Source organism: Mesorhizobium sp. CNPSo 4688 (assembly GCF_057784295.1).
The window spans coordinates 1-23866 of sequence record NZ_JBWLUY010000032.1 but is presented as its reverse complement, the minus strand read 5'-3'; the positions used below and the strand labels follow the sequence as shown (position 1 = coordinate 23866).

16 protein-coding genes and 2 pseudogenes are annotated in these 23866 nt (G+C 60.6%); 9 read left to right on the top strand and 9 right to left on the bottom strand.

Annotation, left to right across the window (positions count from 1 at the left end; all coding sequences use genetic code 11):
• Positions 1 to 189: 189 nt before the first annotated feature.
• Positions 190 to 3516, bottom strand: a complete 3327-nt coding sequence (locus tag AC04SH_RS32235; RefSeq protein ID WP_488577810.1) for an AAA family ATPase — start codon at positions 3514 to 3516, stop codon at positions 190 to 192.
• A gap of 205 nt (positions 3517 to 3721) precedes the next feature.
• On the opposite strand from AC04SH_RS32235, the gene AC04SH_RS32230 reads away from it, so the two are divergent.
• The 4 genes and pseudogenes from AC04SH_RS32230 (at position 3722) to AC04SH_RS32215 (ending at position 6300) form a co-directional block, all read left to right on the top strand.
• Entirely contained in the window at positions 3722 to 4174 is a 453-nt protein-coding gene (locus AC04SH_RS32230; RefSeq protein WP_488577809.1) for a YybH family protein, read from the top strand.
• 16 nt (positions 4175 to 4190) lie between these two features.
• Positions 4191 to 4373, top strand: a pseudogene (locus AC04SH_RS32225) (hypothetical protein); the annotation flags it as partial.
• A 597-nt stretch (positions 4374 to 4970) separates the two neighbouring features.
• Positions 4971 to 5405 carry a hypothetical protein gene (locus tag AC04SH_RS32220; RefSeq protein WP_477345564.1) on the top strand — a complete coding sequence of 145 codons (435 nt, stop codon included), beginning with the start codon at positions 4971 to 4973 and terminating at the stop codon, positions 5403 to 5405.
• A 490-nt stretch (positions 5406 to 5895) separates the two neighbouring features.
• The gene (locus AC04SH_RS32215; RefSeq protein ID WP_477345509.1) at positions 5896 to 6300 is read left to right on the top strand and encodes an MAPEG family protein; all 405 of its coding nucleotides are present in this window, start codon (positions 5896 to 5898) and stop codon (positions 6298 to 6300) included.
• Between the two features lie 447 nt (positions 6301 to 6747).
• On the opposite strand, the gene AC04SH_RS32210 is transcribed toward AC04SH_RS32215, so the two are convergent.
• Complete coding sequence (locus tag AC04SH_RS32210; RefSeq protein ID WP_477345511.1) at positions 6748 to 7455, bottom strand: winged helix-turn-helix transcriptional regulator; 708 nt, start codon at positions 7453 to 7455, stop codon at positions 6748 to 6750.
• Between the two features lie 569 nt (positions 7456 to 8024).
• On the opposite strand from AC04SH_RS32210, the gene AC04SH_RS32205 reads away from it, so the two are divergent.
• On the top strand, positions 8025 to 9041 hold the full coding sequence (locus AC04SH_RS32205) for a 2-keto-4-pentenoate hydratase (RefSeq protein ID WP_488577808.1): 1017 nt from the start codon (positions 8025 to 8027) through the stop codon (positions 9039 to 9041).
• A 133-nt stretch (positions 9042 to 9174) separates the two neighbouring features.
• On the opposite strand, the gene AC04SH_RS32200 is transcribed toward AC04SH_RS32205, so the two are convergent.
• A complete protein-coding gene (locus AC04SH_RS32200; protein WP_488577807.1) occupies positions 9175 to 10215 on the bottom strand; it encodes a medium chain dehydrogenase/reductase family protein in 1041 nt (346 codons plus the stop codon).
• A 983-nt stretch (positions 10216 to 11198) separates the two neighbouring features.
• Positions 11199 to 12422, bottom strand: a complete 1224-nt coding sequence (locus tag AC04SH_RS32195) for an FAD-dependent oxidoreductase (RefSeq protein WP_488577806.1) — start codon at positions 12420 to 12422, stop codon at positions 11199 to 11201.
• Between the two features lie 804 nt (positions 12423 to 13226).
• Between AC04SH_RS32195 and AC04SH_RS32190 the strand changes: the two genes are divergently transcribed.
• Entirely contained in the window at positions 13227 to 14588 is a 1362-nt protein-coding gene (locus tag AC04SH_RS32190) for an FAD-binding oxidoreductase (protein ID WP_477345519.1), read from the top strand.
• On the opposite strand, the gene AC04SH_RS32185 is transcribed toward AC04SH_RS32190, so the two are convergent.
• The 5 genes and pseudogenes from AC04SH_RS32185 to AC04SH_RS32165 all read right to left on the bottom strand — a co-directional run bounded on the left by AC04SH_RS32185 (position 14506) and on the right by AC04SH_RS32165 (position 21024).
• Complete coding sequence (locus AC04SH_RS32185) at positions 14506 to 15039, bottom strand: hypothetical protein (protein ID WP_488577822.1); 534 nt, start codon at positions 15037 to 15039, stop codon at positions 14506 to 14508. The two genes, AC04SH_RS32190 and AC04SH_RS32185, sit on opposite strands and share 83 nt — an antisense overlap.
• Entirely contained in the window at positions 14939 to 15283 is a 345-nt protein-coding gene (locus AC04SH_RS32180; protein ID WP_477345520.1) for a hypothetical protein, read from the bottom strand. Before AC04SH_RS32180 ends, AC04SH_RS32185 begins: the two co-directional genes overlap by 101 nt.
• A 352-nt stretch (positions 15284 to 15635) precedes the next feature.
• Positions 15636 to 17162, bottom strand: coding sequence for a winged helix-turn-helix domain-containing tetratricopeptide repeat protein (locus AC04SH_RS32175; protein ID WP_477345522.1), 1527 nt, complete (start codon positions 17160 to 17162; stop codon positions 15636 to 15638).
• 444 nt (positions 17163 to 17606) lie between these two features.
• Positions 17607 to 18755: pseudogene (locus tag AC04SH_RS32170) on the bottom strand (IS30 family transposase).
• 274 nt (positions 18756 to 19029) lie between these two features.
• Positions 19030 to 21024, bottom strand: coding sequence for a BTAD domain-containing putative transcriptional regulator (locus AC04SH_RS32165; RefSeq protein ID WP_488577805.1), 1995 nt, complete (start codon positions 21022 to 21024; stop codon positions 19030 to 19032).
• Between AC04SH_RS32165 and AC04SH_RS32160 the strand changes: the two genes are divergently transcribed.
• From AC04SH_RS32160 to AC04SH_RS32150, 3 genes are all read left to right on the top strand, one after another.
• On the top strand, positions 21017 to 21442 hold the full coding sequence (locus AC04SH_RS32160; protein ID WP_488577804.1) for a YjiS-like domain-containing protein: 426 nt from the start codon (positions 21017 to 21019) through the stop codon (positions 21440 to 21442). The two genes, AC04SH_RS32165 and AC04SH_RS32160, sit on opposite strands and share 8 nt — an antisense overlap.
• A gap of 1245 nt (positions 21443 to 22687) precedes the next feature.
• Positions 22688 to 23071: a cupin domain-containing protein gene (locus AC04SH_RS32155; protein ID WP_488577803.1), complete on the top strand. Its 384-nt coding sequence runs from the start codon at positions 22688 to 22690 to the stop codon at positions 23069 to 23071.
• A gap of 103 nt (positions 23072 to 23174) precedes the next feature.
• A complete protein-coding gene (locus AC04SH_RS32150) occupies positions 23175 to 23387 on the top strand; it encodes a hypothetical protein (protein WP_488577802.1) in 213 nt (70 codons plus the stop codon).
• The last annotated feature ends 479 nt before the right edge of the window (positions 23388 to 23866 follow it).

The following is a 23866-nucleotide window of genomic DNA, read 5'->3' as shown; positions in this document are numbered from 1 at the left end:
GCTGCCTGAAAGCAGACATCGCTGGGGACCATATTAGAGGTAACAGTCGCGTCATGTTCGGACCTACGCAGGGCCAAGCGTGAACGTCTCAATTCCGTTACATTCCAGTCCAAACGAACGCGCGTCTCGGGCGCGCAATGAGCCAAGCTCGCAAACAACGTTGTCGGAGCCCACGCAGATGGTGCGACCTCAACGGCTCAGGGCGTCCAGCGTCCTTTGTGCCGCGATGAGGTCGACGATTGGATACCTAGTGTTAAATGTGTGGACCACCGCTTGCAGACGCGTCGCGGCCTCATGGACACGACCTTGCCGTGCCAGAACTGGTGCCAGTTGCGTTGTGGCGCGAAGCTCGAAAAGCCTCGCTTGCTGACGACGGGCAGTGGCAATTGCTGTGTCGAACAGGTGCGCGGCACCCGTCAGGTCACCCCTATCCGCTGCGATCTGGCCACGAAGGCGGATACATTCTGCCAGATAGCTCGCCTCGTCCGTGTCGCAAATGAGGGTATCGACATCATCAAGCATTTGCGATGCATCTTCGATGCGACCGGCCTGCAGGAGAAGATCACAAAGTTCGCATACTTTCTCAGGGGTATGAAATACGACGTCCTGCCCACGCCAAAGAACCACACTCTCCCGGACGTCATCGATACCGGCATCCAGGTCACCTAGATGCGAGCGGGCATGGCCACGCCACCGGAGGCCACTGCTTCGACGCGCCGTGTAGCCATGCCGTTCGCAAATCTCGACGATCTTCGTAGCGTTATCGAGTAATTTATTGTATTGGCCGAGTAGCCCGCACAATTGGCACTGCACGAGAAGATGCCACGCGATGTCGAAGGGCTTATCGAGCTGGTCAAAATCTCGCATCAGGCGCTCTTTCTCTTCGACTGCGGCATCAAAGAGACCCAATATGATCAGCGATTCGCTAAAATATGCCTGGGCAGACACACGTTGATCCGCACCGGCGAACGAAATGCGACGACTTGGGTCAACACGATCAATCAGATCTAAGGCATTCCGCAAAGCCTCCGCTGCCAGTGGTTGTTCTCCTCGGTTGGAATGAGCAATTCCCTTCGTTGCCCAAAGACCACTCAGATAGGCCGGCGGAAGGAGATCGGCACCGTTTGCGAGCTGCTCTTCGGCCAGGGTCAGGTAATCGTGATTGCGCCCAGTGGCATAAAAAAATGCAGCGAGTGAAAGCGCAACGTCACATTGCAATTCGACCGATGCAGTGTTCGCGGCGCCAAGACGTGCATCCTCAAGCGTCTTCCCAAGGCGCTCAGAGCGATACCCTTCAGCCTGCATCAAGGCATTGGCCATCGCAAGGTGGAGATGTGTCATTCGTTCGGCGCCGCCGGACATATCGCCAAGTCTCGTGCTGCAATCAATAGCATTGGCAAAGTGTGACACGGCTTCCCGAGTGGCAGCTCTGGCCATGGCGGCCCTTCCCGCCTTTTGCCAGTGGTCGAGCGCGCCCGCCCAATCCCCAGCTTCTTGAAGGTGGTGCGCGAGGAGCTCGGGTTGCGCTTCAGTGATTTCGAGCCACTTTTCCTCCAAAACATCTGCGACACGCTTATGCAGCTCTTGGCGCTTGGCGCGCAGCAGCGTCCCATACGCTGCGTCCTGAACGAGCGCATGCTTGAAGAGGTAAGTGGCCAGGGGCCGTGTCCCGCGGCAGAACACCAGACCGGCGCCGACGAGTTGATCCAGTGCGCCATTTAGGTCAGCGGCATTTCGCTGTGCGACCGCAGCCAACAATTCGTAGGAGAACTCCCGACCGAAAACCGCGCCGACCTGTGCGACCTCCTTAACGGTTGAGCCGAGGCGATCGAGCCGCGCCATCAATGAGGCATGCAGCGTGGCGGGGACGTTCAAGGCCGTCGCAGCAGCTCTTGAGAGCACTGTCCTGGCGTTACCGCTCTCCAACACCGCTTTGGTCAGCTCCTCGACGAACAGTGGCACCCCATCCGTGCGTTCAATGATCTCGGCGACAACATCGCTCGGCAGCTCTCTGTTGCCGACGACCCGTTTTACCAGCGCGGCGCCTTCACGACGGTCGAGCCGATTGAGGACAAGAACCGTGACGTGCGCCTGCCCGGTCCACGGCGGTTGAAACTCAGGACGGAACGTAAGGAGAAGCAGCACTGGTAGGCGCGCCACCCGCTCGATGACCAGGTCGAGCAGCTCGCGCGAGCTGGGGTCGATCCAGTGCACATCCTCGAAGAGCATCAGAACCGGACCTTGTCGCGCCAGGTCTTCGAGCTGCCGGAGCAGCGCATCGAAGGTTTTCGCTTTCTTACGCTGGGGCGTCAGCTGGAGAGCCGGGAAGCGGCCTTCGGTCGGCAACGACAGCAGCTCGGCCAGCAGTGCCATGTCCTCCGGCGAGGCCGGGGCAAGCAGGGCCGCAAGCTTATCCAGCTTTCTCTCAGACGGGTCGTCGCGCTCCAACCCAGCGGCGCGTTCTAGCTGCGCTATGGTCGGATGGAGCGCGCTGTCTTGATGATGCGGCGAACAGAAATATCGCAAGTGGCTGTGTGGCTCATTCTCGATCCGCTCCTGCAAGGTGACGGTGAGGCGCGACTTGCCGATGCCGGGCTCGCCTGAGAGCAGCACCGCACGACCTTCACCACTTTTCGCGCGATGCCAGTGTCGCTGTAGTAGGTCGACCTCCTCCTCACGCCCGACCAGCGGCGTGGGCGTCGTCCCATGCAGCGCCTCGAACCGGCTTTCGACAGCGCTCTCGCGAACCACCTGATAGGGATGGATCGGCACCGGAAAGCCTTTCACCTCGACGGCGCCTAGATCTCGGTATTCGAAAAGATCGCCGACCAGCTGCCGCGTTTGCGGCCCGATCACGACCGCGTCGGGTTCGGCAAGAGCTTGCAGGCGGGCGGCGAGGTTCGGCGTCTCTCCCACGACGCCGCGCTCTTGCCCTTCGCCGGCGGTGATCAGATCGCCAACGACGACCTGTCCGGTGCCGATGCCAATACGAACCTGCAATGGCTCGGGCTCTGGGAGTCGCCTAACGGCATTGACGAGAGCAAGGCCAGCGCGCACCGCCTGCTCGGCGGCGTCCTCGTGCGCCTGCGGGTAGCCGAAATACACCAAAACTCCGTCGCCCATATACTTGGCGACAAAGCCGCCGAAGTGGGCGACCGTATCGGCGACACAACGGTGATACGCTCCGATGATCTCACGCAGGTCCTCGGGATCCAGACGCGTCGCCAGCGCCGTCGAGCCGACGAGGTCGACGAACATAACAGTGAGTTGCCGCCGCTCTGCGCGAGATTCCGAGGGTGGAGGCGGCGGCCGACCCGTCGTGGGCCGGATCTGATCTTCGGCCAGGGCCGCAATGCCGCTGAGCAACTTACGCCGATGCCCAATCGACGTGATCCCGAGCGCCGTCAGATCGTCGGCGGTCAGGCTTGGAAGCACCTTTTCATCGATGTCGTGGCTACCGAAGGCGTCGGCATACTCGCCGAGGCCGAGGCTCACCAGCCATGCCCGAACATCCACGTGCCTACCTCCAGGCGGTGGAGGCTTTGCCCGACCACTGTATCGCAAACACTAAGCCTGGTCGCGTCTCTCGCGATGAGCAATGCCCCTTTGGCCGTGCGTTATCCTATCAGTGAATGGTGCCACCAGTCCCGAATTTTTACTGATGGGTAGCCTCCATTCAGATGGCATATGGTATCTAGAAACCGAAACGCGGGAGGATGAAATGACTTTGAAGCACTGTCTGCTAGCCGTCGTTTTCACGTCACTGTGCATGGGTTCTGCCCAGGCCCAGTCTGCGAAGGAAGCCATCGAAGCCGCTAATGCCGAGTTCGTGAAGGCTTATAACAGCAAGGACGCGGCCGGAGTTGCGCCGAAGTACGCGGATGACGCGGCCGCATTCCCGCCGGATATGGCGCGTGTCGACGGCCGCCAGAATATCCAGAAGCTATGGCAGGGCGCGATGGATATGGGCATATCGGGGCTCACGCTTTCGACGCTTGATGTCCAAGAAAGTGGAGATTTTGCGTTCGAATCCGGGAGTTTCTCTCTCAAGGCACCCGGCAAGGATTCGAAGCTGGTCGATGCGACCGGGAAATATGTGGTGGTCTGGAAGAAAGGCCAGGACCGCACCTGGAAGCTCTACCGGGATATATGGAACTCCGACTCGGGGAAATGAAAGGCACCTACGACGCTATGAGTGGCGCCATCTCGCCGAGAACTTCTTCTGCGACCTCAGGCAATTCAGGCGTGTCGCCGCTCGATATGAAAAGAACGAGAGCTTCCGCGCCATGATCTATGCCGCAAGCTCAGATGCGCTCGCGCCCGGCAACGAGCCGCTCCATGTCGGGGCCACGAAAGTTGAAAAAGCCGTGTAGCAGGATGACGGCAGGCCGCCCCTTTCCGCCGACTCGGACAGTAAGGCTCGTTCGTGGCGCTCCCATGGAGATCTGACCCATAGCGCATCCTTTGATTCGGACGACAATGATGCCCCATCAAAGCCCGGGCGGCGCTGTGGTAGATCTGTTCAAAGCCGATCAAAAGATCGCGCATGTGACCTTCCCCGAATCCGGGGTCGCCTCGATCGTTGCCGATACGGGGGAAGGACGATTCGAGGTTGGCATGGTCGGATCGGAGGGTCTGGTGGGCGTACGCTCATGATGATGCTCCTGTCGCGACGGGGCTCTCCAAACTGCGACCGGATCAGGATGTTCCAATCGGCGGGATCGGGAAAAAGCGACCATCTCAATCCTGCGTGCGCATCCGTCGGGTCGGCCGGCCGCACAGTTTTTTTCATCCCGCTGGAACATTGGCGAAGGAATGCAGTTGGTGTCGCTGCAGATGCCGCCGCGTGGTGCCTGTGGGCGATCGGTGGCAACACCTGATCGGCCGCCGCTCCTTTACGAAGCGGCTTTGCGCGTGTGCCAATCCTGCAGCAAAGGCCTAGGGATTGGAACGACCAACAGGAGGCAGTCATGAAGCACCAGACACTCGATCAACTCCAGTCAGTCGCGGACATCAGTCCGCTATCGCCGGCTCTGCTGGCTACAAGGACGCAGCGAATAGAGCGGTGGGCGGAACTGCTCGACCGAAATCCGACGCGCTCCCTTGTGGCTCTCACCGGAACTGAGCATCTGCATCCCTCTGTCCGCGGAGAAGCGCGCGCGGTCGGATCGGCGATCAGTGTCGCCTTTGACGATCCGCTGCTGCGTGCATCGGGCATGCAATCGGATACCTACGGGGAAGCCAGACGCTTCTTCGAACTCTCCGATTGGCAGTTGCATGAGATCGTCTGCAGTTGCCACACCGGCGCCACCATGCAGGCTGGCTGGGCCGCCGGGCGTGTCCGCAGGGTTCTCAATGGGAGCAAGATATTGGCTTGGCTGAGAAAAGGATTCATGCCGTACTGAAACACAGCGCTTGCGCCTGAAGAAGCATGCAGGCTCCAGTCAGAGATTGCGTCGGCTCCGCGAAGGCATGGCTGACCTCAATGGAGCAGGGCGGCCGAGTTGCTTGCGACCCGTTTCAAGAAATGACGTTCACCATTGCTTAGTGGACCTCGTCAGGGTCGCGAATAGCGAGTACCAGCGCCAGTTTCGACCAACCGGACGGCAGCGCCCGCGTGACCAGGCGGGGTTACTTATCCTCGGTGCGTCACATGTGGCGCTTCGTCAGCGGTATAGCCGCCAACCCCTCCACAGCCGTTTTGACGCTGCGAAAAGCTCGAGGCGTGAGGGGGCAATTTGGCCCAGGAATCCCGAAAACGGACCTTCCGCTTTCGGCCCAAAAGCTGTCGGTCAGCAATGCGCCTTTAGTGCGCCATTGGCCCCCACCAACGCATAGCGTTAGACTAGTTGATCGGGCTACGACGACCGAGACTGTTAGCAACGGGGACGGCACATGTCGGTGACTGCTTTTGCATTGACTGGATTCATCTCGTGGGCATTGGGGCTGCTGATCGTGATGGAAGTGATCCGGACGTATCTGGTGATTTCTGGACAGGTCGCAGCAAACGGCTTTACGCCAGACAACGCAGCTCTTTCTCCCTTTATGCAGAGGTTAGCCCGTGCCCACGCCAACTGCATAGAAGGGCTTCCAATCTTCGGAGGCCTGCTCGGAGTCGCGATCATTATTTCAAAGACAGATGTCACTGATCCACTGGCCTCTACACTGTTGGGCGCGCGGATAGTGCAGTCGATAATTCACCTCGTCTCCACGACCCAGATCGCGGTCAGTCTCAGGTTCTCTGCGTTCGCCGTGCAAATGGTGATTGGTGCGTATTGGGCCTGGGCGCTGTTCAGGTAAAGAGTGCTGCCGCTTCAGAGCCCCGCCGCGGCGGCCAGGGAAAAGAAAACGAGGGCCGTAGATCGTCAATCCTTGCGCTTCAGGTTCGGACTGGGCGCTGGCTTCACTTTGGATCACACGGGTGAGCGCGGCCAAGGGCCGATGCTGCTCTTAGCCAGGAGGGCAGCCAATGCCGCTGAGCTTCCCGGGTAGCTCTATTCGACCAGCGATGTGATTAAGGGATTCGTCCCGACCTGAAGCCGTTGCCCGCCACTCCAGCAATGACAGCTTTGAGCGTACCGATGTTGGCCGGGTTTCTTGAAGAATCCGGCGCCGGACGCATCTCCCGACCGCCTGCCGACCGAGTCCAACCGTAGCCACCAGCTGCTGATCACTCGTATAACGCAGCCTCTATAGTAGGCGCTATACAGGCGAGCATCCGCTCGGAGGCCGCAACCTCAGTATCGTTCAAGAAAGCGGGACGATCCCTTCGAGTGCCGCATAGACCGACGGTCGCAGCCAACGGTTGATGCTGCGGGCAAGGCCGGGGTCGCCGCTCAGGAAAAGGCCGCCCCTTTCTTTCTCGCGCTCGATGCTTGAGCGGCCCTCCAGTATGGCCCCCAGCGAAACAACGCCTGTCTCGACGTAAAGGTCGACGTCCCGGCGCGGGTCGGCCGAGCATAGCTCGGGCACATTCGCGCCCGGCTCGACCACAAGCCAGTAATGAGGGTACTTCGGCGGGGGATCGTCGCGGAAATGGAAGCGGATGACGGCACGTCGCCTCGGCAGCTCAGCGAGGTCGATCTTTCGCCGCACCAACCACATCAGGGTGGAAACATCCACGTCGGCAAGCGCGACCTCAGCCTCGATGTTGCATTGCGCCCATTCCGCCAGCGCGTTCATCGCGGGCTCGAGCTTGATCGACTTCTCGGTGCGGAAATAGGCGATGGTGCCCGACGCTTCGTCCTCGATGCGCTCGACTAGGCCCAACGCTTCCATCTCCTTGAGCCGCCTCGACAAGAGGGCGGACGAGATGTTGCCTACTCCCTTGCGAATGTCGTTGAAGCGGGTCGAGCCGTTCCAAAGCTCTGTCAGGATTTGGATCGTCCAGCGGGGCTCCAGGAACTCGCAGGCACGCGAGATCGGGCAGAGCAATCCGTAAGGCCGTCGCGTCATGGCTGAACGCTCCTCAGCCGCAAGTTAGGCCTTCAGGAGGGCAAAGGCCAGTTCACAATCTGAAGCTGAACGCTTCCGAAGCTGCGCTGGCGACTTACCCTCTTCTGCCGTCATGTTGATCTTCTTTCGCGCAACCTCGACCAACGGAGGATACCATGACCAGGCATAACGCGGCACAAGCGACACTAACCCAGACCGCACGGCGCGTGCCGGGGACTTCTCTTCATCCGTTCGAACGCCTGCTTGCCCTTGTCCATGAGTGGCGGACCCGCCGCGAGATAGAGCGCTCGCTTGGCCGGCTGTCCCATTTCCACTTGCGCGACGTTGGCTTGATAAAATTTGACATCGAAGCGGCCTGCTCCGACAGCTTCGATCGATCCGCCTCTCGCGCGCTCATGAGCGTAGCGCAGAAGCGATCAGGCAATTGGTAAAGGCCGCCAACGGACCTCTGCGGTGACTGATGCGACCTCCAGCCTGAAGATTAGCAATCTCTAATGTGATATGCCGGCTGCGAGGGGATTTCCCTGGAGACCAGATGGTCCGCGTTCCCCCCTCATGTAAAGTCTTCGATGGCCAATGACCTGGAAAGAGGAAAACCCATCGAGGTTGCTTGGCTTTCCGGTCGTATGCATCAACTGGGCATGAAATTGGGGGTGGCCCACACCCGGCCACACGGCGGTGTTCCGAGCGCTCCATCTCCATGCAGCCGGGACCCAACGCAAGAACTCCATCCCGTGAATCATTGTCTATGCGCTTTTGTGGAAGGACGTAGTGGACAAAACTTGGAGCACCGCTCAGTTCAGCCAGGAATTGGTCGCCCTTTGGCGCACGGGAGATCAGGCCGAACCGTTCTCCCGACGCTTCGCGCATTTCGATCTTTCCGCCGCCTACGATGTCGTGGCGGAAGTCGCACGACTGAAACGAGAGCTTGGAGACCGACCGTTGGACGCAAGAGCGGTTTCACGAATCGGTCAATTTGGGGCCAGCTTGGCATCGCCGCTCCGATCTGGAATTTCATTTATGACACGACCGTAAGTGACACTGTCGCGGAGCCGTCCATCAATCTTTACCGAATGCCAGAACCTCGGATCGAGCCGGAAATGGTCCTTCACCTCACGTCGGCTCCAGTTCCAGGTATGTCGACAGCTGATCTTTTGGAATGTATCGATTGGGTGGCGCCAGCCTTCGAGATCGTCTTTTCAATCTTCGCGAACTGGAAGTTTACAGTAGCGGACGCGGCAGCCGCATATGGAGTTCATGGAGCTCTCATTTTGGGCGAACGCTTTCATCTGACGGGCTCCCAACCTGAGCGAGACGAACAGCTTCATTCCTTCACAGTCGAGTTGCAAAGCGAGGCCGGCGACCTAAGACAAGGACGCGCAACTGATGTCCTTGGCGGTCCCTTGGAGGCTTTGAAATTTCTAACAGAGGAAATCGCGCATCGACCAGAATGCGAACCGCTGCAGCCGCGAGAACTTATCACCACGGGAACGCTGACCGAGGCAATGCCGGTCAAGGCAGGGGACGTATGGAGCGCAAGGTTTGGCGGAATTCCGGTGTCGCCCATAACGTTGAAAATCGAATAGCCCGGACCGAGCACTCCGGGCTACTTCTACGTTAGATCTTTTCGCCAGTCCGTTGTCTGATACGCGAGACCTGCTCGATTTGCGGCGTTGCGGGCCCAAGACAGGCTGTCGCTTCGGGCGCCATTTCAGACTACTAGTCCGAGGAATTGCAGAGCAGCACGAGCTTGCCCCTGACGCCGCCCCGACCGAGCAGTTCCTGGGCGCGAAGAGCCTCGGTCAATGGCATCCGCTCGGCCACCATCGGCTTGATCTTCCCGTTGCGAAGCAACTCGAGCAAGGTGCCGAGATCTTTGCGGAACCAAGCGGGCTTCCACCGCTTCAAATATTGTATGCTGTAGGGGAGTATGCGTCGTCGGCCAGGTGAAACGAAAGCGCGGACCGCGTACCACGCCGGTCGCAATATCCCGCGAAGACGATAGCGCAAGCCTCCTGCCAGTTGGCCCTTCTGCAGAAATGAAGTGAAGCCGTAGGCTATGACGCGACCACCAGGCGTCAGAGCCCGAAACGACCGCCAGACATTGGCTTCGCCGACCCCGTCAAAGACGACATCCACGCCGTCGTCTGTCAGGCGATGGATCTCTTTGACGAAGTCGGCCCGCTCGTAGTCGATCGGCGTGGCACCGGAATGGGATACGATCTGATGAACTGCCTGAGATGCAGTCCCATACATCTCCAGACCTGCCAGGCGGCCAAGTTGCAGCAGAGCCGTGCCGACTCCGCCGGCCGCGCCATGAATGAGGACCCGTTGACCCGGTGAGACATGCCCAAGTCGATGCATCATCTGATAGGCCGTAACATAGTTCAGCACGAGGCTAACTGCCTCGGCCGGATCAACACCAGTTGGGACCGGAGTGAGTTCATCTTCCGGCAGGCAGATGAATTGCGCGTAGCCACCATGAATGGGCAGCGCCGCAACCATTTTGCCAACCATCGCATGGGACGCTCCGTCTCCGGCCTCGTCCACGATGCCTACAATGTCCCATCCTGGCGTGAACGGCAGGGTCGTCTTTTCCGGATGAATCCCCTCCCGCATCAATAGCTCCGCGAACGAGACGCCAGCGGTGATCGTTCGCACCCGCAGCTCACCCGATGCCGGATGGGGCGCCTCTTCCTCCACGATCTCCAGAACTTCAGGTCCGCCATAGTGGCGAACAACGACGCGAAGAGACTTCATGGCGGGCTCAGTCCAGATCGGACTCCTCTCAGGCAACTCAGACGAAAAGGTAGCGCGCGCGGGTATGAAGCGATTTGCTCCAGATCAAACCCACCAGAAATCGGTCGCCGCCCGCGAATAGCTGCTATTGCGCACGTGCTACGCAGCCTCGACAGGAGCAGGTCAGACGCCATTGGGCGCGAGTGGAAACAAGTACCGTTTGGGCTCACAGGTTAAACCTCCGATGTCCTCGTTTGTCCTCGTTGTGAAGCCGGAGGCCGTCATTCCGCTTCCGGCCCCTTAACGCCCTTTCCGCGCCTCCCTGCATGCTGACCCCAAGCCCCATTGAGCCAGACTGACCACGGATTCGTAGTAGCGGCTCCACGGTCTGGTTTGGAAACCTCGCCATAAGCCGGAACCAGCCCGACAACACCGCGAGAATCGTGGTGACCGCCAGCCACAGCGATACAAAGAATAGCGGGAAGAAATCCGCAAATTGCTCGATCAAGCTGTTCAACTGATTCGGCCTTCAGCGCCTGCCCTGCCGACAAGGCGGTAGCTGGAAATAGCCTCGGTGGGCAACAGGCGGGTTGTGATGTTGGTAAACGATCCGCCCGCGGCAGTGCCGGGCCCCCCATTGCCGCTACACCTGCCGCCTTAAGCAGGTCCTAGCGCAAACTATTCCGCCAGTCCGCGCCGGAATCCCTGTAGGCCTCAATTAATGTAGGACACTATCAGCATGACTAATCCGCCGGGCGGCGATCCGAGGCGTATACAAATCCGGTCTTGGGAGTGCAGTGCCTCGTGCTCCCATGGTCAGGCCTCGACCATCGACGTCTCGTGCTGCGACATGTCAATTGAACAAGCCGAGTTTACAGTTATTGCTCCCGGAACGCCTGTCTTCGGTTTCCCACTTCCTCACCAACTTGACCCTTTCGGCGCGCGTCAGCTTGGAAAGGTCCTCCGAGCTCTCCGGCGTAGGTCTGACGCACGCGCCGGCGATCTCATATCTCCCCGAAATAGCGGGCACGCGCCTGGTCGTCTGACGGCGCCTCTGGCCCTAACCCTATTGCATCCGGAACGCGCGTCGGATCGCGGGCAAAAAGCGTGAAGGCATGCTCTCGTCGTTTATCGGCTACCTCTCCGCGTTCGAACAGCAAGGTTGTCTGCATGGCCTCTAGGCCTCGCATCCGGCCGTAGAAATCATCATGGTCCTGGGCATAGGCCTCTGCCGCCGAACGCCAGTCGGAGCTCTCCAGCAATCGGTCCTTCAGCAGCCGGACGTCCCGAAGGGTCCGTGACAGGCCCCTGCCCCAGGCGGGGTCTGAGGCGGCGGCGGTATCGCCAACCAGAACGGCCCCGTCGCGAAAAGGGCTATCGACCCAGCGATGCGACCCGTCGAAGCTCGCGAACGGGCCTGCCTGCTGTGCCTGGTCGAACCAATGGCTGGGAGCGCCCGCCGCCTTAAGCTGCCGTATCATTTCATCCACCGAACGGGTGCCGGACAGACGCTTCGGCAGCACGTCTTTGTGATAGATGAGATATATGCGGTTGCGCTTGGGCGCGATGCGCATGGCGATCACCATCCGCCCGCCCTTGGGATCATAGAAGAGGTTGATCGTATTTGCCGATGGTTTCGCCTCGCCGGCGAGGAACTCCGAGCAGTTGACATCGCCTTCCAGGATCATGCCCGCCGTAACGAGTTGCTCCGGGTCGTTCCTTACCTTGAAGCCGAGAAGCGACCGCATTCGCGAATCCCGACCGTCCGCCAACACGACCAGGCGAGCAGAGAGACCTTTGGCGTCGTCACCCAAGTGAACTCGTGGCCCATCTGCAAATGTCACGGCGGATGCCCGGTTCCCCCGCCTGACCTCGGCTCCCAGCACTTCGGCATGTCTGAGGAGAACAGTTTGCATCTCCGGGTGAGGAAATGTCACGCAGCACGTCGCAGCGGGGGTCGTTGCAAGCAGATCCCGCGTCACGGGCGAGGAGCCATTAATTGAAAAGTAGCCCGCCTCGATAGCGCAGCTTTCAAGAAGCAAATCGTAGATCCCCAAGCGTTTCGCCTCGAGACTTCCCCATGGCATCAGAACCTCGCCGCGGATGCGGTCCCTGAACTCCTCCTGCTGTTCGACGATGAGAATCCTGATTCTGCGGCCGGCAAGGGCGATGGCAAGCGAAGAACCCGCCAGACCGCCGCCGACAATGATCAGGTCGTAGTCAACCATGGCGCCATTGGGCAAAGGAGTTTCGCCGTTTGTTCCCGCCGACATTGCACGCACCGACCAATATTTGATTATGCTAATATGATGTGCCCGCGCGGTTCCCGTGTCAAATTCCGGCGGCCTGCAGTCCTGTTTGGACGTTGCGCGAGTTCCTTTCGTGACCTGGAAGATTCAGCGATGGATGAGCCGCAGGAGCACCTACGATAGCCATGATTTGCCGAGCAGCCCATGTCAGAACCTGGGCGCTCGAAGTTTCGATCACTGCGCGCCGTTCAACAGGCCAACCCGCACCGTCGATCATCTTGGGTTGCTCTCTACCGCCCAGGGACCTCTCCGATCGTGGCGCAATCGACGACGGGTCGTGAATGTATAACCAGGTAACGGCGGGCCCCGGAAAATCGCCTCTGGACGATCTGACGGATCGACCCGGTCGTGTTGACCACGGCCGAACCCGTCGGATTGGTCATGAAACTGGCAAGCGGCTCCACAGTGCCGCTCCGTCGGGGTTTGCCGATAGCACCAGCTGGTAGGGATGCTTCGTTGCTCATCATAGCGCTCCTCCATCTCTGATCCCGCGAACATACCGCAGGGAGGGAGGAGAGCCGTCCACCGCATCAGAAGCGGACTGGCGGGTTCTGATTTCCCGATCTGGCAGGGCGGACATTGATTCCGCACGACCACTGTCGTGGACCCGACTTTTGCAGTCCTCGTGTGATTGCCTTCGCTGCTCGGGCCGCAGTGTGTTACGAACGAAGTCAAGTACAAGCGGGGATTTGGGTTCGCAATTCACGGCATGGGGGGAACTGAATGCTACTGGCGCGGATTTCCAAGGAATTTGAGACTGCCGAGCCGAACTGCACCGTCATTGGCCCTCATCAACCCGAATACGAACTGCTGCGTAAGGTATGGAACGGCACGGTAGATCGGCGACCTGCCGTGATTGTCCGCCCCGCAACGGTCGCCCACGTGGCAAAGGCCGTGCAGATTGCGGCTGAATATGGTGCTCTGGTGGCAATCAGGTGCGGTGGCCATAGCTTCCCCGGCTTGTCGACCTGTGATGGCGGAATCGTCCTCGATCTGTCGGCAATGAACCATGTCGTCGTCGACCCCGTGTCCCGCACCGCCGAAGTCGAAGGCGGTGCATTGCTTGGGCATCTGGATATCGCAGGCGCCGCTGCCGGACTCGTAACCCCGGCTGGGGTCGTTTCGCATACAGGGGTTGCAGGGCTCACGTTGGGCGGCGGCATGGGATGGTTGAGCCGGCGCTTTGGTCTGACGATCGACAATCTGCTGAGCGTGGACCTCGTCACTGCCGAGGGTGGCGCATTGCATACGAGTCAGGACATTGAGCCTGATCTTTTCTGGGGCATTCGCGGGGGCGGCGGCAATTTCGGAGTGGTAACGAAGTTCCGCTTCAAGATGCACCCTCTTGGACCGGTCCTGGTCGGCCGCTGGAGCTATCCGCGTCAGGCGTTCGACACCGTTCTGCGAGGCTATCGTGATCTTGCGGCCGAAGCACCGCGTGAACTGACGACAGCCTTCACAATGACATCGACAACCATCTCCGTGAGCGCTTTCTGGTCCGGATCGTCGGACAACTCCAGCGTAGCCATTCAACCCTATGGATCATTGGCACGGGCCGATGCCAGCATGGTCGGCGGTCAGACATATCTCGAATTGCAAACCCGCAACGACTCGCACTTTGCGTGGGGCCGGCGCTACTACGCCAAGGGCGGATTCCTGGGTGACATCGACGATCAGGTCATCAACTGCCTCCTGGATTCAATCGCGACTGCGCCAACGCCGGATTCGGAATTCTACGTGCTGCAACTTGGCGGCGCGATAAGTGACGTCGACGAAGCTGCCACTGCCTATTCGGGGCGGGCTGCGAAGTTTTACTGGATTGCCGAGCCAGTTTGGGACAACCCCATCGACGACTCCCGTTGCATCGCATGGGGACGAAAGGCAGGCGGCCGTCTGGCGGCGATGTCTCAAGCCGGCAATTATCTGAATGAGCAGGCGGATACCGGCATAGATGTCTCGTATAATGCCTACGGCGCAGAAAAATACAACCGCCTTGCGGCGCTCAAAGCTCGCTTCGATCCCTCAAATCTCTTCCGGCTAAACCAGAATATTGAACCGAAGCCTTCACTCGTTGCGCTTCAGTAAGTCTGCTCGCCATTCGTTCGAGACATTCGACCGCCTTGCCGTCGTTCATTCCCGTCCCCTCACAACCAGCAACCCCTGCCAGGGGCTGGTCGATCAGTTCCGGGCCACGCACCTCCACCAGTCGGCGCCAAGAGATATCGCGCGGGCAGAAGGTGTCGAAATGGGCAGCACGCAGCGCCTTTGCATCGGGATGATCGCGGCCTTCGAAGCGCAGCCAACGGTCGATCAGATCGCCGCGGAAGATCTGATAGTCGTCGATCGCCGAACGACTGCATGACTTAAAGGAAGTCCATATTCCCCTTAGGAGAGCCTCCCGCGGGCGCCATAGGATGCGTCCGATGCCTCGCAAATCAAAATCCGTCGGGAGGAGCAAAGAAGCAGTTTGCGTGATCTTCGGCTGGGTGCAAGCAAATGTGAAAATGGCTGTCTCCGGACGGAAGGGTGTCGCCATACGGAATTCGGAAAAAATGTTGCCTTGTGACGAGGTGATGGTCGCCCGGATTGAGCAGCACTCTGAAACCATCAGGGCCGGTGCTCACACTGGTATTCGGAATTTCCTGGCAATCGCCTCTCTCTTGGTCGCCTCGGCAGCAAGCGGGTGGATAGGTCCATCCCGATTCGGTGTCGTGGGCGCCAGCGCCATTCCAGCAAGACAGCATCGCTAGGATAGCTGAGAAACACCAAGCGCGATTCATCAGTCGTGTTCCGGCGGACAGCAGGTGGCAAATCCGCCGGCAAGTGTGAGCGAAGTCCTGCCGGATGTAACGAAAGGACTCCGATCAAAGGGCGATATTTCCCCGATCGGCATCTTAGCAGGGCTCGGAACTCAGGTTAACAAAATGGCATTGAAAGGCCCCGCTCGTAGCCCAAGCGAAGGAGAGGCTCCCTTCCATCTCCCGGAAAGCGTTTCCGATGCGCGTCATGCGAGTCGTCGCCTTGCCGCGTTCAACCCCACGTCGCAATAAGAACGCACCGAGGAGGCTGGAGAGAACCGGCGGCTTGTGACAGCGCTGCACCTGCGCGCGGTTCGGTCCGCGCTGGGCTGGCTCATTCAGGAAGCCCTGCCGTTCGCAAGGCTGTTGCCAGCGCGTCCATCAAGTAGGGCCGAAACAGGTTCGTTCGCACGTAGCCGCCGACCGAGAAATTCGGCGCCACCTCGATCAGTCGTCGTGCCGCAGAGTGCGCGGCTTCGACATTGCCAAGGCCGACATGGCTGGCCGCGAGATAGGCGTAAGGGATGCTGAAGCCGGGATTGGCCCGGACCGCCAGAGCGGCGTATCTGGCCGCGTCGGCAAAGGCTTCGGCAAAGAGATGGGTCAGGGCGAGTGCGCAGTAGGGATGGTAGCTCAGCGGATCGTCGAGCGGGCTCAGGCGCAGCGCCTTGTGCGCATGTTCCACCGACCGCTGGTGTCGCTCGCTGTGGGCACTGACCAAAGCGCTGAAGCCAAAGGCCAAGGCCGAATTGTGGTTCAATGCGAGGGCCCGGTCGAGCACCTCGAGGGCCATGTCGTAGTCCTGGGTGAGGTTCGCGCGGACGAACGCGCCGATGCTCATCGCCTGCGGGTCGTCGCTGTTAATGCCTAACGCAATGTCGGCGTGGTTGAGTGCGGCCGCCTTGTCTGCGGGATCCAAACCGTTGCGGAGGTAGCGCTGCTCGTAACACCATGCGGCGTAGCCATGCGCAGCGACATAGTCCGGCTGAAGCTCGATCGAGCGCGCCAGCAGTTGCAGGGCCTTGTCCGTCTCGACCGGCGTGTTCGCATGCGCGTGCGGCAGGGCCCGAAGGTAGAGATCGTACGCGTCCAGATTTTCGGGCCGCTTGCGGCGCGCGCGCTCGATCTCCGCACGACGGACACTCGGTTCGATCGAGCCCACGATCTGCTCGGTCAACCGATCCTGGAGTTCGAACACGTCCGTTGCCGCGCCCTCGAACCTGTCGGCCCAGACATGCGTGGCCGTTGCACCGTCGACAAGCTGGGCATTCATCCTAAGTCTCCCCCCGGACTGCCGCAAGCTGCCCTGCAGCAGGTAGCGAACGCGTAGTTCAGCGGCGATTGTGCGCGGATCGGCCTTCTCGCCCCTGAAGCCGAAGGAGGAATTGCGTGCGATGACGAACAGGCCCGGGATCTTCGAGAGGTTGGTGATGATGTCCTCGACCAGGCCATCGGCGAAGTAATCATGCGGCTCGTCGCCGCTCATGGTGGCGAACGGCAGCACGGCGATCGAAGCGCCGCCGAGCGCACTCTCGTCGCCACCCTCCAGCGACAGGCGGTAGCCCCGCCGCGAGACGGTAGCCAAGACCGCATGCCGTTGGTCGCCGAGCGCTCGCCGGATCTCGTGGATGCATTGAACGAGACTGTCGTCGGTAACGGCGGCGCCTCCCCAGACGGCTTCAAGCAGCTCGGCCTTGCTGACCAGCCTGTTCGCGTTCTGGACGAGGTGGCGAAGGACCGCAAAGGCCTGCGGCCTCAGGGCGATTGCGTCGCCATTGCCAAGACGGAGCGTCTCGCCTTCAAGGTCAACGACAACCTTGTCGTTGAGGACAAGGGTGGCAGTTGTTGGCGAACCGACCATGACGATCCCCCGTGTGACGGATTCCGTCGCCTAGTATACACTAGGACTTCGCCGACGGCTCTCCATCCTTTCAGGGCTCTGGCCGGCGCAATTTCGGCAAACGATCGGAACTCGCCCGTTACTCGGACGAGGGTCGTCGCAACGAAGCACGACCGCGCAAGAGGGGATAAACGATGTCTGCCACCCGATCTTGTCCGGTCGCTCCGCGATCGCTGCGCGACGCTACTGGTAGCCGCCAGTTGCGGTTCGGTGCTTCCCGGGTCGACCGCGGCGGGTGAGTGTGACTTTTATGGAATGAGGGGCCCCGTTTTGGAGTGCGCCCCTGAAACCCTCGATAAGACCGCCTCTCGCCCCAGTCGCTAGCAAGATTCATTTGGCACGGCAGCTTTGGAGAAGTTTCAATGGCGCACTGAATGACCGATATAAGGCGGTGGGTTCAATAGGTCATTGCAACACCTTCTGTAGCCTATCGGCGGGCGTTTCGAAGTCCAGGATTTTTCGGGGGCGCTGATTGAGCCGCAAGGCGACGGCGTTGAGTTGGTCCTGCGAGACATGGGAGAAGTTGGTAGCTCTGGGGAAATACTGCCTGAGCAGACCGTTGGTATTTTAGTTGCTGCCGCGCTGCCAGGGACTGCGCGGATCGCAGAAGTAGACCTGTAGTTCGGTGGCAACGGTGAAGCTCTTGTGACGAGCCATCTCCTTACCCTGGACCCATGTTAACGAGCGCCGCAACTCTTCGGGCAATGTGCCGATCTTCTCGGCGAGGGCCCCCACGACGGTCGCCGAGTCCCTTCTCGCCAACTTCACAAGCATCGTGAATCGGCTGTGTCGCTCGACGAGGGTGGCGATGTTCGTGTCGTTAGCACCGGTGAGCAGATCACCCTCCCAATGACCTGGGATGGCACGATCCTCCGCCTCGGCGGGGCGGTCGCGGATGGAGATCATATCGAGTATTTGTCCTTGCCCCGTCCGGCTCTGTGCGCCTTTGGCGAGGCGCATCTGTCGTTTGGTACGCAGGTGCGCTGTCAGTCCCTTCTTGAGCACCCCTCGCGACTGGATGAATAGACTGCGATAAATCGCTTCATGAGATATCCGCATGCTTGGATCGCCCGGGTACTCTCGCCTCAACCAGCCCGCTATCTGCTCCGGCGACCATTCCAGCGCCAGCTTTTGCGCTACCCGCCACCGTAGCCGTCCAGAGCATGCCAGGCGACTCTGCTTCGGGCGCAGCGCTCGCTCCCAAGCATGCTTGTCAGCCCGGGTTGCACGATACGTTTGTGCACCGCCATTGCGCGAGATCTCGCGACATATTGTCGATGGGGATCGCCCGAGACTTTGTGCAATAGCGCGGATTGCGAGACCCGCCGCGATCCCGCGAGAGATCTCTTCGCGCTCCGCCAGCCCGAGCGCCGAGGCCGCTCTACGCCTTGCTGACGGAGCAATGCCGCCGTGTAAGGATACGATCCGCTGAACGCCGGTCTTGTTCCGGCGGTCCAGTGCCCGCGAGATCGACGAAATGCTCTGACCTTGCTTCCATCGCTCCCAAAGCTCGGCCTTCTGCGCTGACGTAAACCAGATCCGTGACGTCACCATGCAACACCTCCTCATCCTCTCAGATTACAACACCTCCTCATCCTCTCAGATTAAGAGTGTTGCGGCGACCTATTGAACCCACCGGCGCAAAGCTGCCGCTCACACCGGGGCAGTCCCGTCAGACTATGCCGAGCAACTGGTAGGCGATCCATGCTGATGATGTGGCCAATTAAACGGCGCACAATGATCGTGGGCCGGCAGGATCGCTATCCTAGCCAAGGGCGCAGGGGCGATCATGTCATCCAGCTTGAAACCAAGGATGGGCCGAAGATAGTCAGCGCTCGGGCAATCCCGCCAGCTTCAAGGCTTCGACCACCTGGTCCGCCCATACCGGCGTGTTCCGGAAGATAGGCAGCGACCGGAATCGCTCGATCGTGAAACTCGGCTGGGCGGCCATGAGCTTTTGCGCGGCCCAGCGGGCGGTCTCCAGGTCGCCGCCCATCGCCGACCAGGCGGCGAGATAGCGATAGGACGTGATGATGTCGGGGTGGGCGGCGATGACCTCACGGGCGATCGCGACGGCCTGGGAAAGGGAGCCCGTCTTGGCCAAGGCGTAGCCCATTCCCAGTCTCACGGCGAACGCGAACGGATCCATTGGGCTCAGCGCCATCGCTCGCTGGAACCGGTCCGGGGCCAGGGCGGCTTCGCCTCTGTAGATTGCGATCCAGCCATGGCGTGCCCATGCCCAAGCATTGTTCGGATCAAGCGTGAGCGCCTTTTCGATGAAGGTGGCGGCGCGCTCCTGGTCACCGCCCATGCTCAATGCCGCGCCGGCGGCGGTCAACGCGGTTGGATCGTCGCCGATCGAGCCTGCTGCCTCGACCGCCGCGACCGCCTTTTCCAGCTCGCTTTCCGGCTGCTCGGCCCACAGAAACACGGCGTTCGAGGCGTGGCACCAGGCCAGAAGCGCATGCGCGCGGCCATAGGCCGGATCGACCGCGATCGCTTTCTTGAGCAGCTCTATTGCCAGATCGTTGGTGTCCTTGCGGCGGCCCCAAATGTTCGGATAGGCGCGCATGACGAAATCATATGCCCTTAGGCTGGTCGGCGGCTTGCGTCTGGCCAGCTCGATCTCGGCGCCGCGGATGGCCGGATGGATGGCGCCCGCCACCTGCGCCGCGATCCTGTCCTGGAACTCGAAAACGTCCTCGGTCGCACCCTCATAGCGCTCGGACCATAGTTGCGCCCGCGTCTCGGCATCGACCAGCTGCACGGAAATGCGCAGCCGATTGCCACCCCGCCGAACGGTGCCTTCGACCACGTAGGCGACGCTGAGTTCCCGGCCGACCTCGCGCACGTCGGCGAAGCGGCCCTTGTAGGTGAAGGCGGACTGGCGCGCGATGACGAAGAAGTTCCGGATGCGGGAAAGCGCGGCAGTGATCTCCTCGACAACGCCGTCGGCAAAATACTCGTCCTCCGCCCCGCCGAGATTGTCGAAAGGCATCACCGCCACCGACGGCTGGTCATGCGGTCTCGCCGGCGTGGCGATAGGGTGAGGCGGCTGGGCGGTGTCGTGCGCCGACGCGGTCTGGCGATTTCCGCCCCGCGTCTGCAGCGACGCCGCCAGTGACAGCGTCTGTGCCTCGGGTTCCACGCCCAGGTGCTTCCTCAGCAGCGCGCGGCAGGTCTCGAACTGGCGCAAGGCCGCGTTTTCGTGGCCCCTCGCGGCGTGGATGCGCATCAATGCCCGATGCGCCGGCTCCGCGGTCGGATCCGAGGCAAGCAGCCTGTCCGCCAGTCCTTCGCACGCCGCTTCATCCGCGGATCCGGCTTCGGGCGGTGCGAGGCTCAGGCGTTCCACCAGCTGCAGCGCTTTCTGCCGGTACCTGGCCCGATGCGGGCTGAACCATTCATCCAAGCCGTCGGGAATGACTTCGCCCGCAAGGACATCACCACGGTAAAGCTCGGCGGCAAAGGCAAGGTCCGCCGTCCCGCTCTCGGCGAGCTTGCGCTCGAAGAGCCAGATATCGGCTTCGTCCGGGCCGGCCGTCAGCGCGACCGTTTCCTGATCCCCGTCGATGGAAATGGCCGCATTGCCGTCGGCGGGAAACCATCGCCTGATGTCGGCCAGCGCCTGGCGCAGGCTGTTGCGCGACTGCGCATCGCCTCGTCCTGGCCAAAACCCTTCGCAAAGCCGTTCGCGAGTGGCGCCGCGGCGACCCGCCAGGACCAGGGCGGCAAAGAGCAGCGCCGACTTGCGCGTTGCGAAGCGGACGGGCTTGCCCTCTCCGGACATCACCTCGAGACCGCCAAGCAACCGGATGCGCACGCCGCCTCTCCAAATTCGAACGCGCCGAGAGAATAGCATCTTCGCCGGTCGATTTAACGCGGATTTAACGGCGGTCCATCGGACTTCCCGCAATGGTTCACGCCCGGCTGAACAATCGCAAATCGCGCGTGTGACAAGCTGCGACCGTAATCTTGAACGGGAGAGCAAAATGGCTCACACGGAAGCTCACGCGGAGACCCGCGCATCGGAACACCGGCTGCTTAAGGTAGCGTCGAACAGCATGGCGACAGTAGTCGCTGCCTTCACGGCCTGGCGGAGGGCCGTTGCAGGGCGCAGGGCGTTAGCAGACCTGACGCCCGATCAGTTGAAGGACATCGGCTGTCAGGAGGTCCTCAGACCTACGTTCTTCGTCAGGGTCGGGGTCGGCCTCATGACGGACCTGATGTCGATGAGATGAGGCTGAACCAGACGGCAAAGGCGCTGCGAGCGCCGCCGGAAGCCGGAGCAGAATTCAGCAAAAAAATCAGCAACCGTTCAGGACGAGAGGCAGCTTTGGCGGCCATGCTTGCGGAACAGCCGGCGAGCTGTCGGTACCCTGCTGCCGCCGTCAACAATGGAGGTCGATCATGCATGCGAGGACCGATGAGCCGGTTGCACCCACCACGCTGACGCGAGGGGAAGCACTTAGCATCCTTTCTGCGGGCATTGCCGGCCCCTGCTGCGGCGAGGCCCATGAGATGTTGGCCTGGCTCTACCTGCTGACACCTTGCGAGGTGGGCGCGGAACCGCCCGCCGAACGCCCCCACCCATGGCTTCGCCTGCGCAGCCTTTTTCAGACTTGACCTCGCCCTCAGCGTCGAGTCCCGATGCGCCGTGCAGTCTTCCACGCTCTGCCACGGGGTGTTTGGGCTGCACGAATGCAGCGATCGAGCCGTCGTGGCGCAATTTGCCATCGGTCTGACGTAGCAGCGTCACAGGCCGCCCCGTCTGCAAGCGGAATGTTTTGAGTGGAACAATCGGTCACCAATGTATCCCGCCTCGGCACTTTAGGCGCCCTGCCAAGATGGAGATTCGCGCCCTCACCCGCCGCCATATCGCCGACATAGAACCTGCCGTCGCTTCACGTGGCGTGTATGAACACCACCAGATTGCTGCCACAGCGACACAGGCCTTGCGATGACAGGAGCGTTTGGGATCTCCCGGCCCCAGCTCTTGACCTTGTCCCTGCCTTTGGAGCGCGTCATTAGTCCCGACGCTGCCCACGGAGAGCGCGCGCCGCATGTCCGCATCGCCAGCCTTCGAGATACGCAATCTGGATGCGGAAAAATACTGCCTTCGGCACGATCTTTCGATTACGATATTTGGGCTGTAGGCGCCCCTCCCGCGAAGCGGGTCGTCCAATCGCTCGACCGTCAAGGAGTGCAAGGCCGTCGTCCTTTCTCTGTCGATTCTCGTTCGTCCGCATGCCGGCTAGAGGTTCGAACATCGCCGCCACGTCTCGCCGCCGACAATAGAATGTGGCGCCGCCGGCAGAGAGAAGCGCGTAGGAGGAAAGCCCGCCAATTGAATTGTGATGCGAAGGACGGCCGATCTTCGCCCCAGCCGTTGCGCCTGACACTGGTTTCGCAACATTGTTGCAATGCCCTGATGGTGGACTCAGGGGAATGGTGGCATCATCCTACTTCAGCTTGAGGAATACTCCGTGAAAGAAACCACTCTTTCTTCTGCGCCTGACGCAAAATCTCCGGCGGGGGCAGATATCCGTTTCATTATGGACGGCGATACTGGGAATATGATCCACAGCACCGTGCCGCCCCGTCAGATTAATAGAGCAACGATTCACGCGACGGTCAGTGAGTTCTGGTATGTGTTGGAGGGAATGGGAGAAATCTGGCGAAGGGACGAGACAGAAGAGCGCGTGACGGCGCTCGTGCCCGGAGTGTCTGTCGACATACCAGTTGGCACCGCCTTTCAATACAGAAACGTTGGTGACACCCCCTTCAAGTTCATCTGCATCTCAATGCCTCCGTGGCCGGGGGATCACGAAGCGTCGCATCTGATTGGTGCGTGGGAGCCTTCCATCTGACTAGAGATGCAAGTGAGTCCGCTTGGTTGCCTGGACCTATGCCCACGGCGTCCAGCCCTTGCAAGACCGTTCTGTAAGCTTGCTGTCGGCGCATTAGCAACCCTTGACGAACCGCCGGTTCGCGCCCGAATCCATTTGTGGCGCGGGAAATCAATATCGTGATGTGATGGCGATCGTTGCGACAGGCGAGGAAGACAGCACCTGCGGAATCCGCGATCGCGGCTTCCTGATGTTCAGCGCGGAAGCTCTTGGAGATGTATTCGGCCAGATCGGCCGGCGTCAGATCGGCGCTGTAGGTTTCACGGAACAATCGTGACGCAAAGATTGACAATGATGGGATATGGTTTCGATCAGCTAGGCCCAGCAGGCGGATAGTCAAAGGCAGCTTTGGGCTTTCGTGCAGGCCTCATCGGAATCGACACGCTCATCATTTCCAGAACGCTGTCCCAGGTTTGCTGCGAAGCGACGGCAAGGGATGCAATGATGAGCAACACTGACCGACGCGGAACATAGTGAACGCTTACCGCGATGGCACCGGTATTTGCGACGTGCGAGATACGCAGTTCGTGCGGGGCCTGATTGCGGCCGCATAGCTGGCAACCTGCACCTTTTCGGGAGAGAGCCTGATGCAACAGCCTGTTGTCACGGATGAAGTTCACCTTTTTCCGCCGGCCATCCTTATGGAAACAGGTAGTCGCCGCAGGTCAAGCATCGCCGCGGCACCGATCAACGGTCCAGGAACCAAAAGCAGGAATGCCCAACGCCAGCCGCCAAGCAAGGCCGCCACGTGAGGGA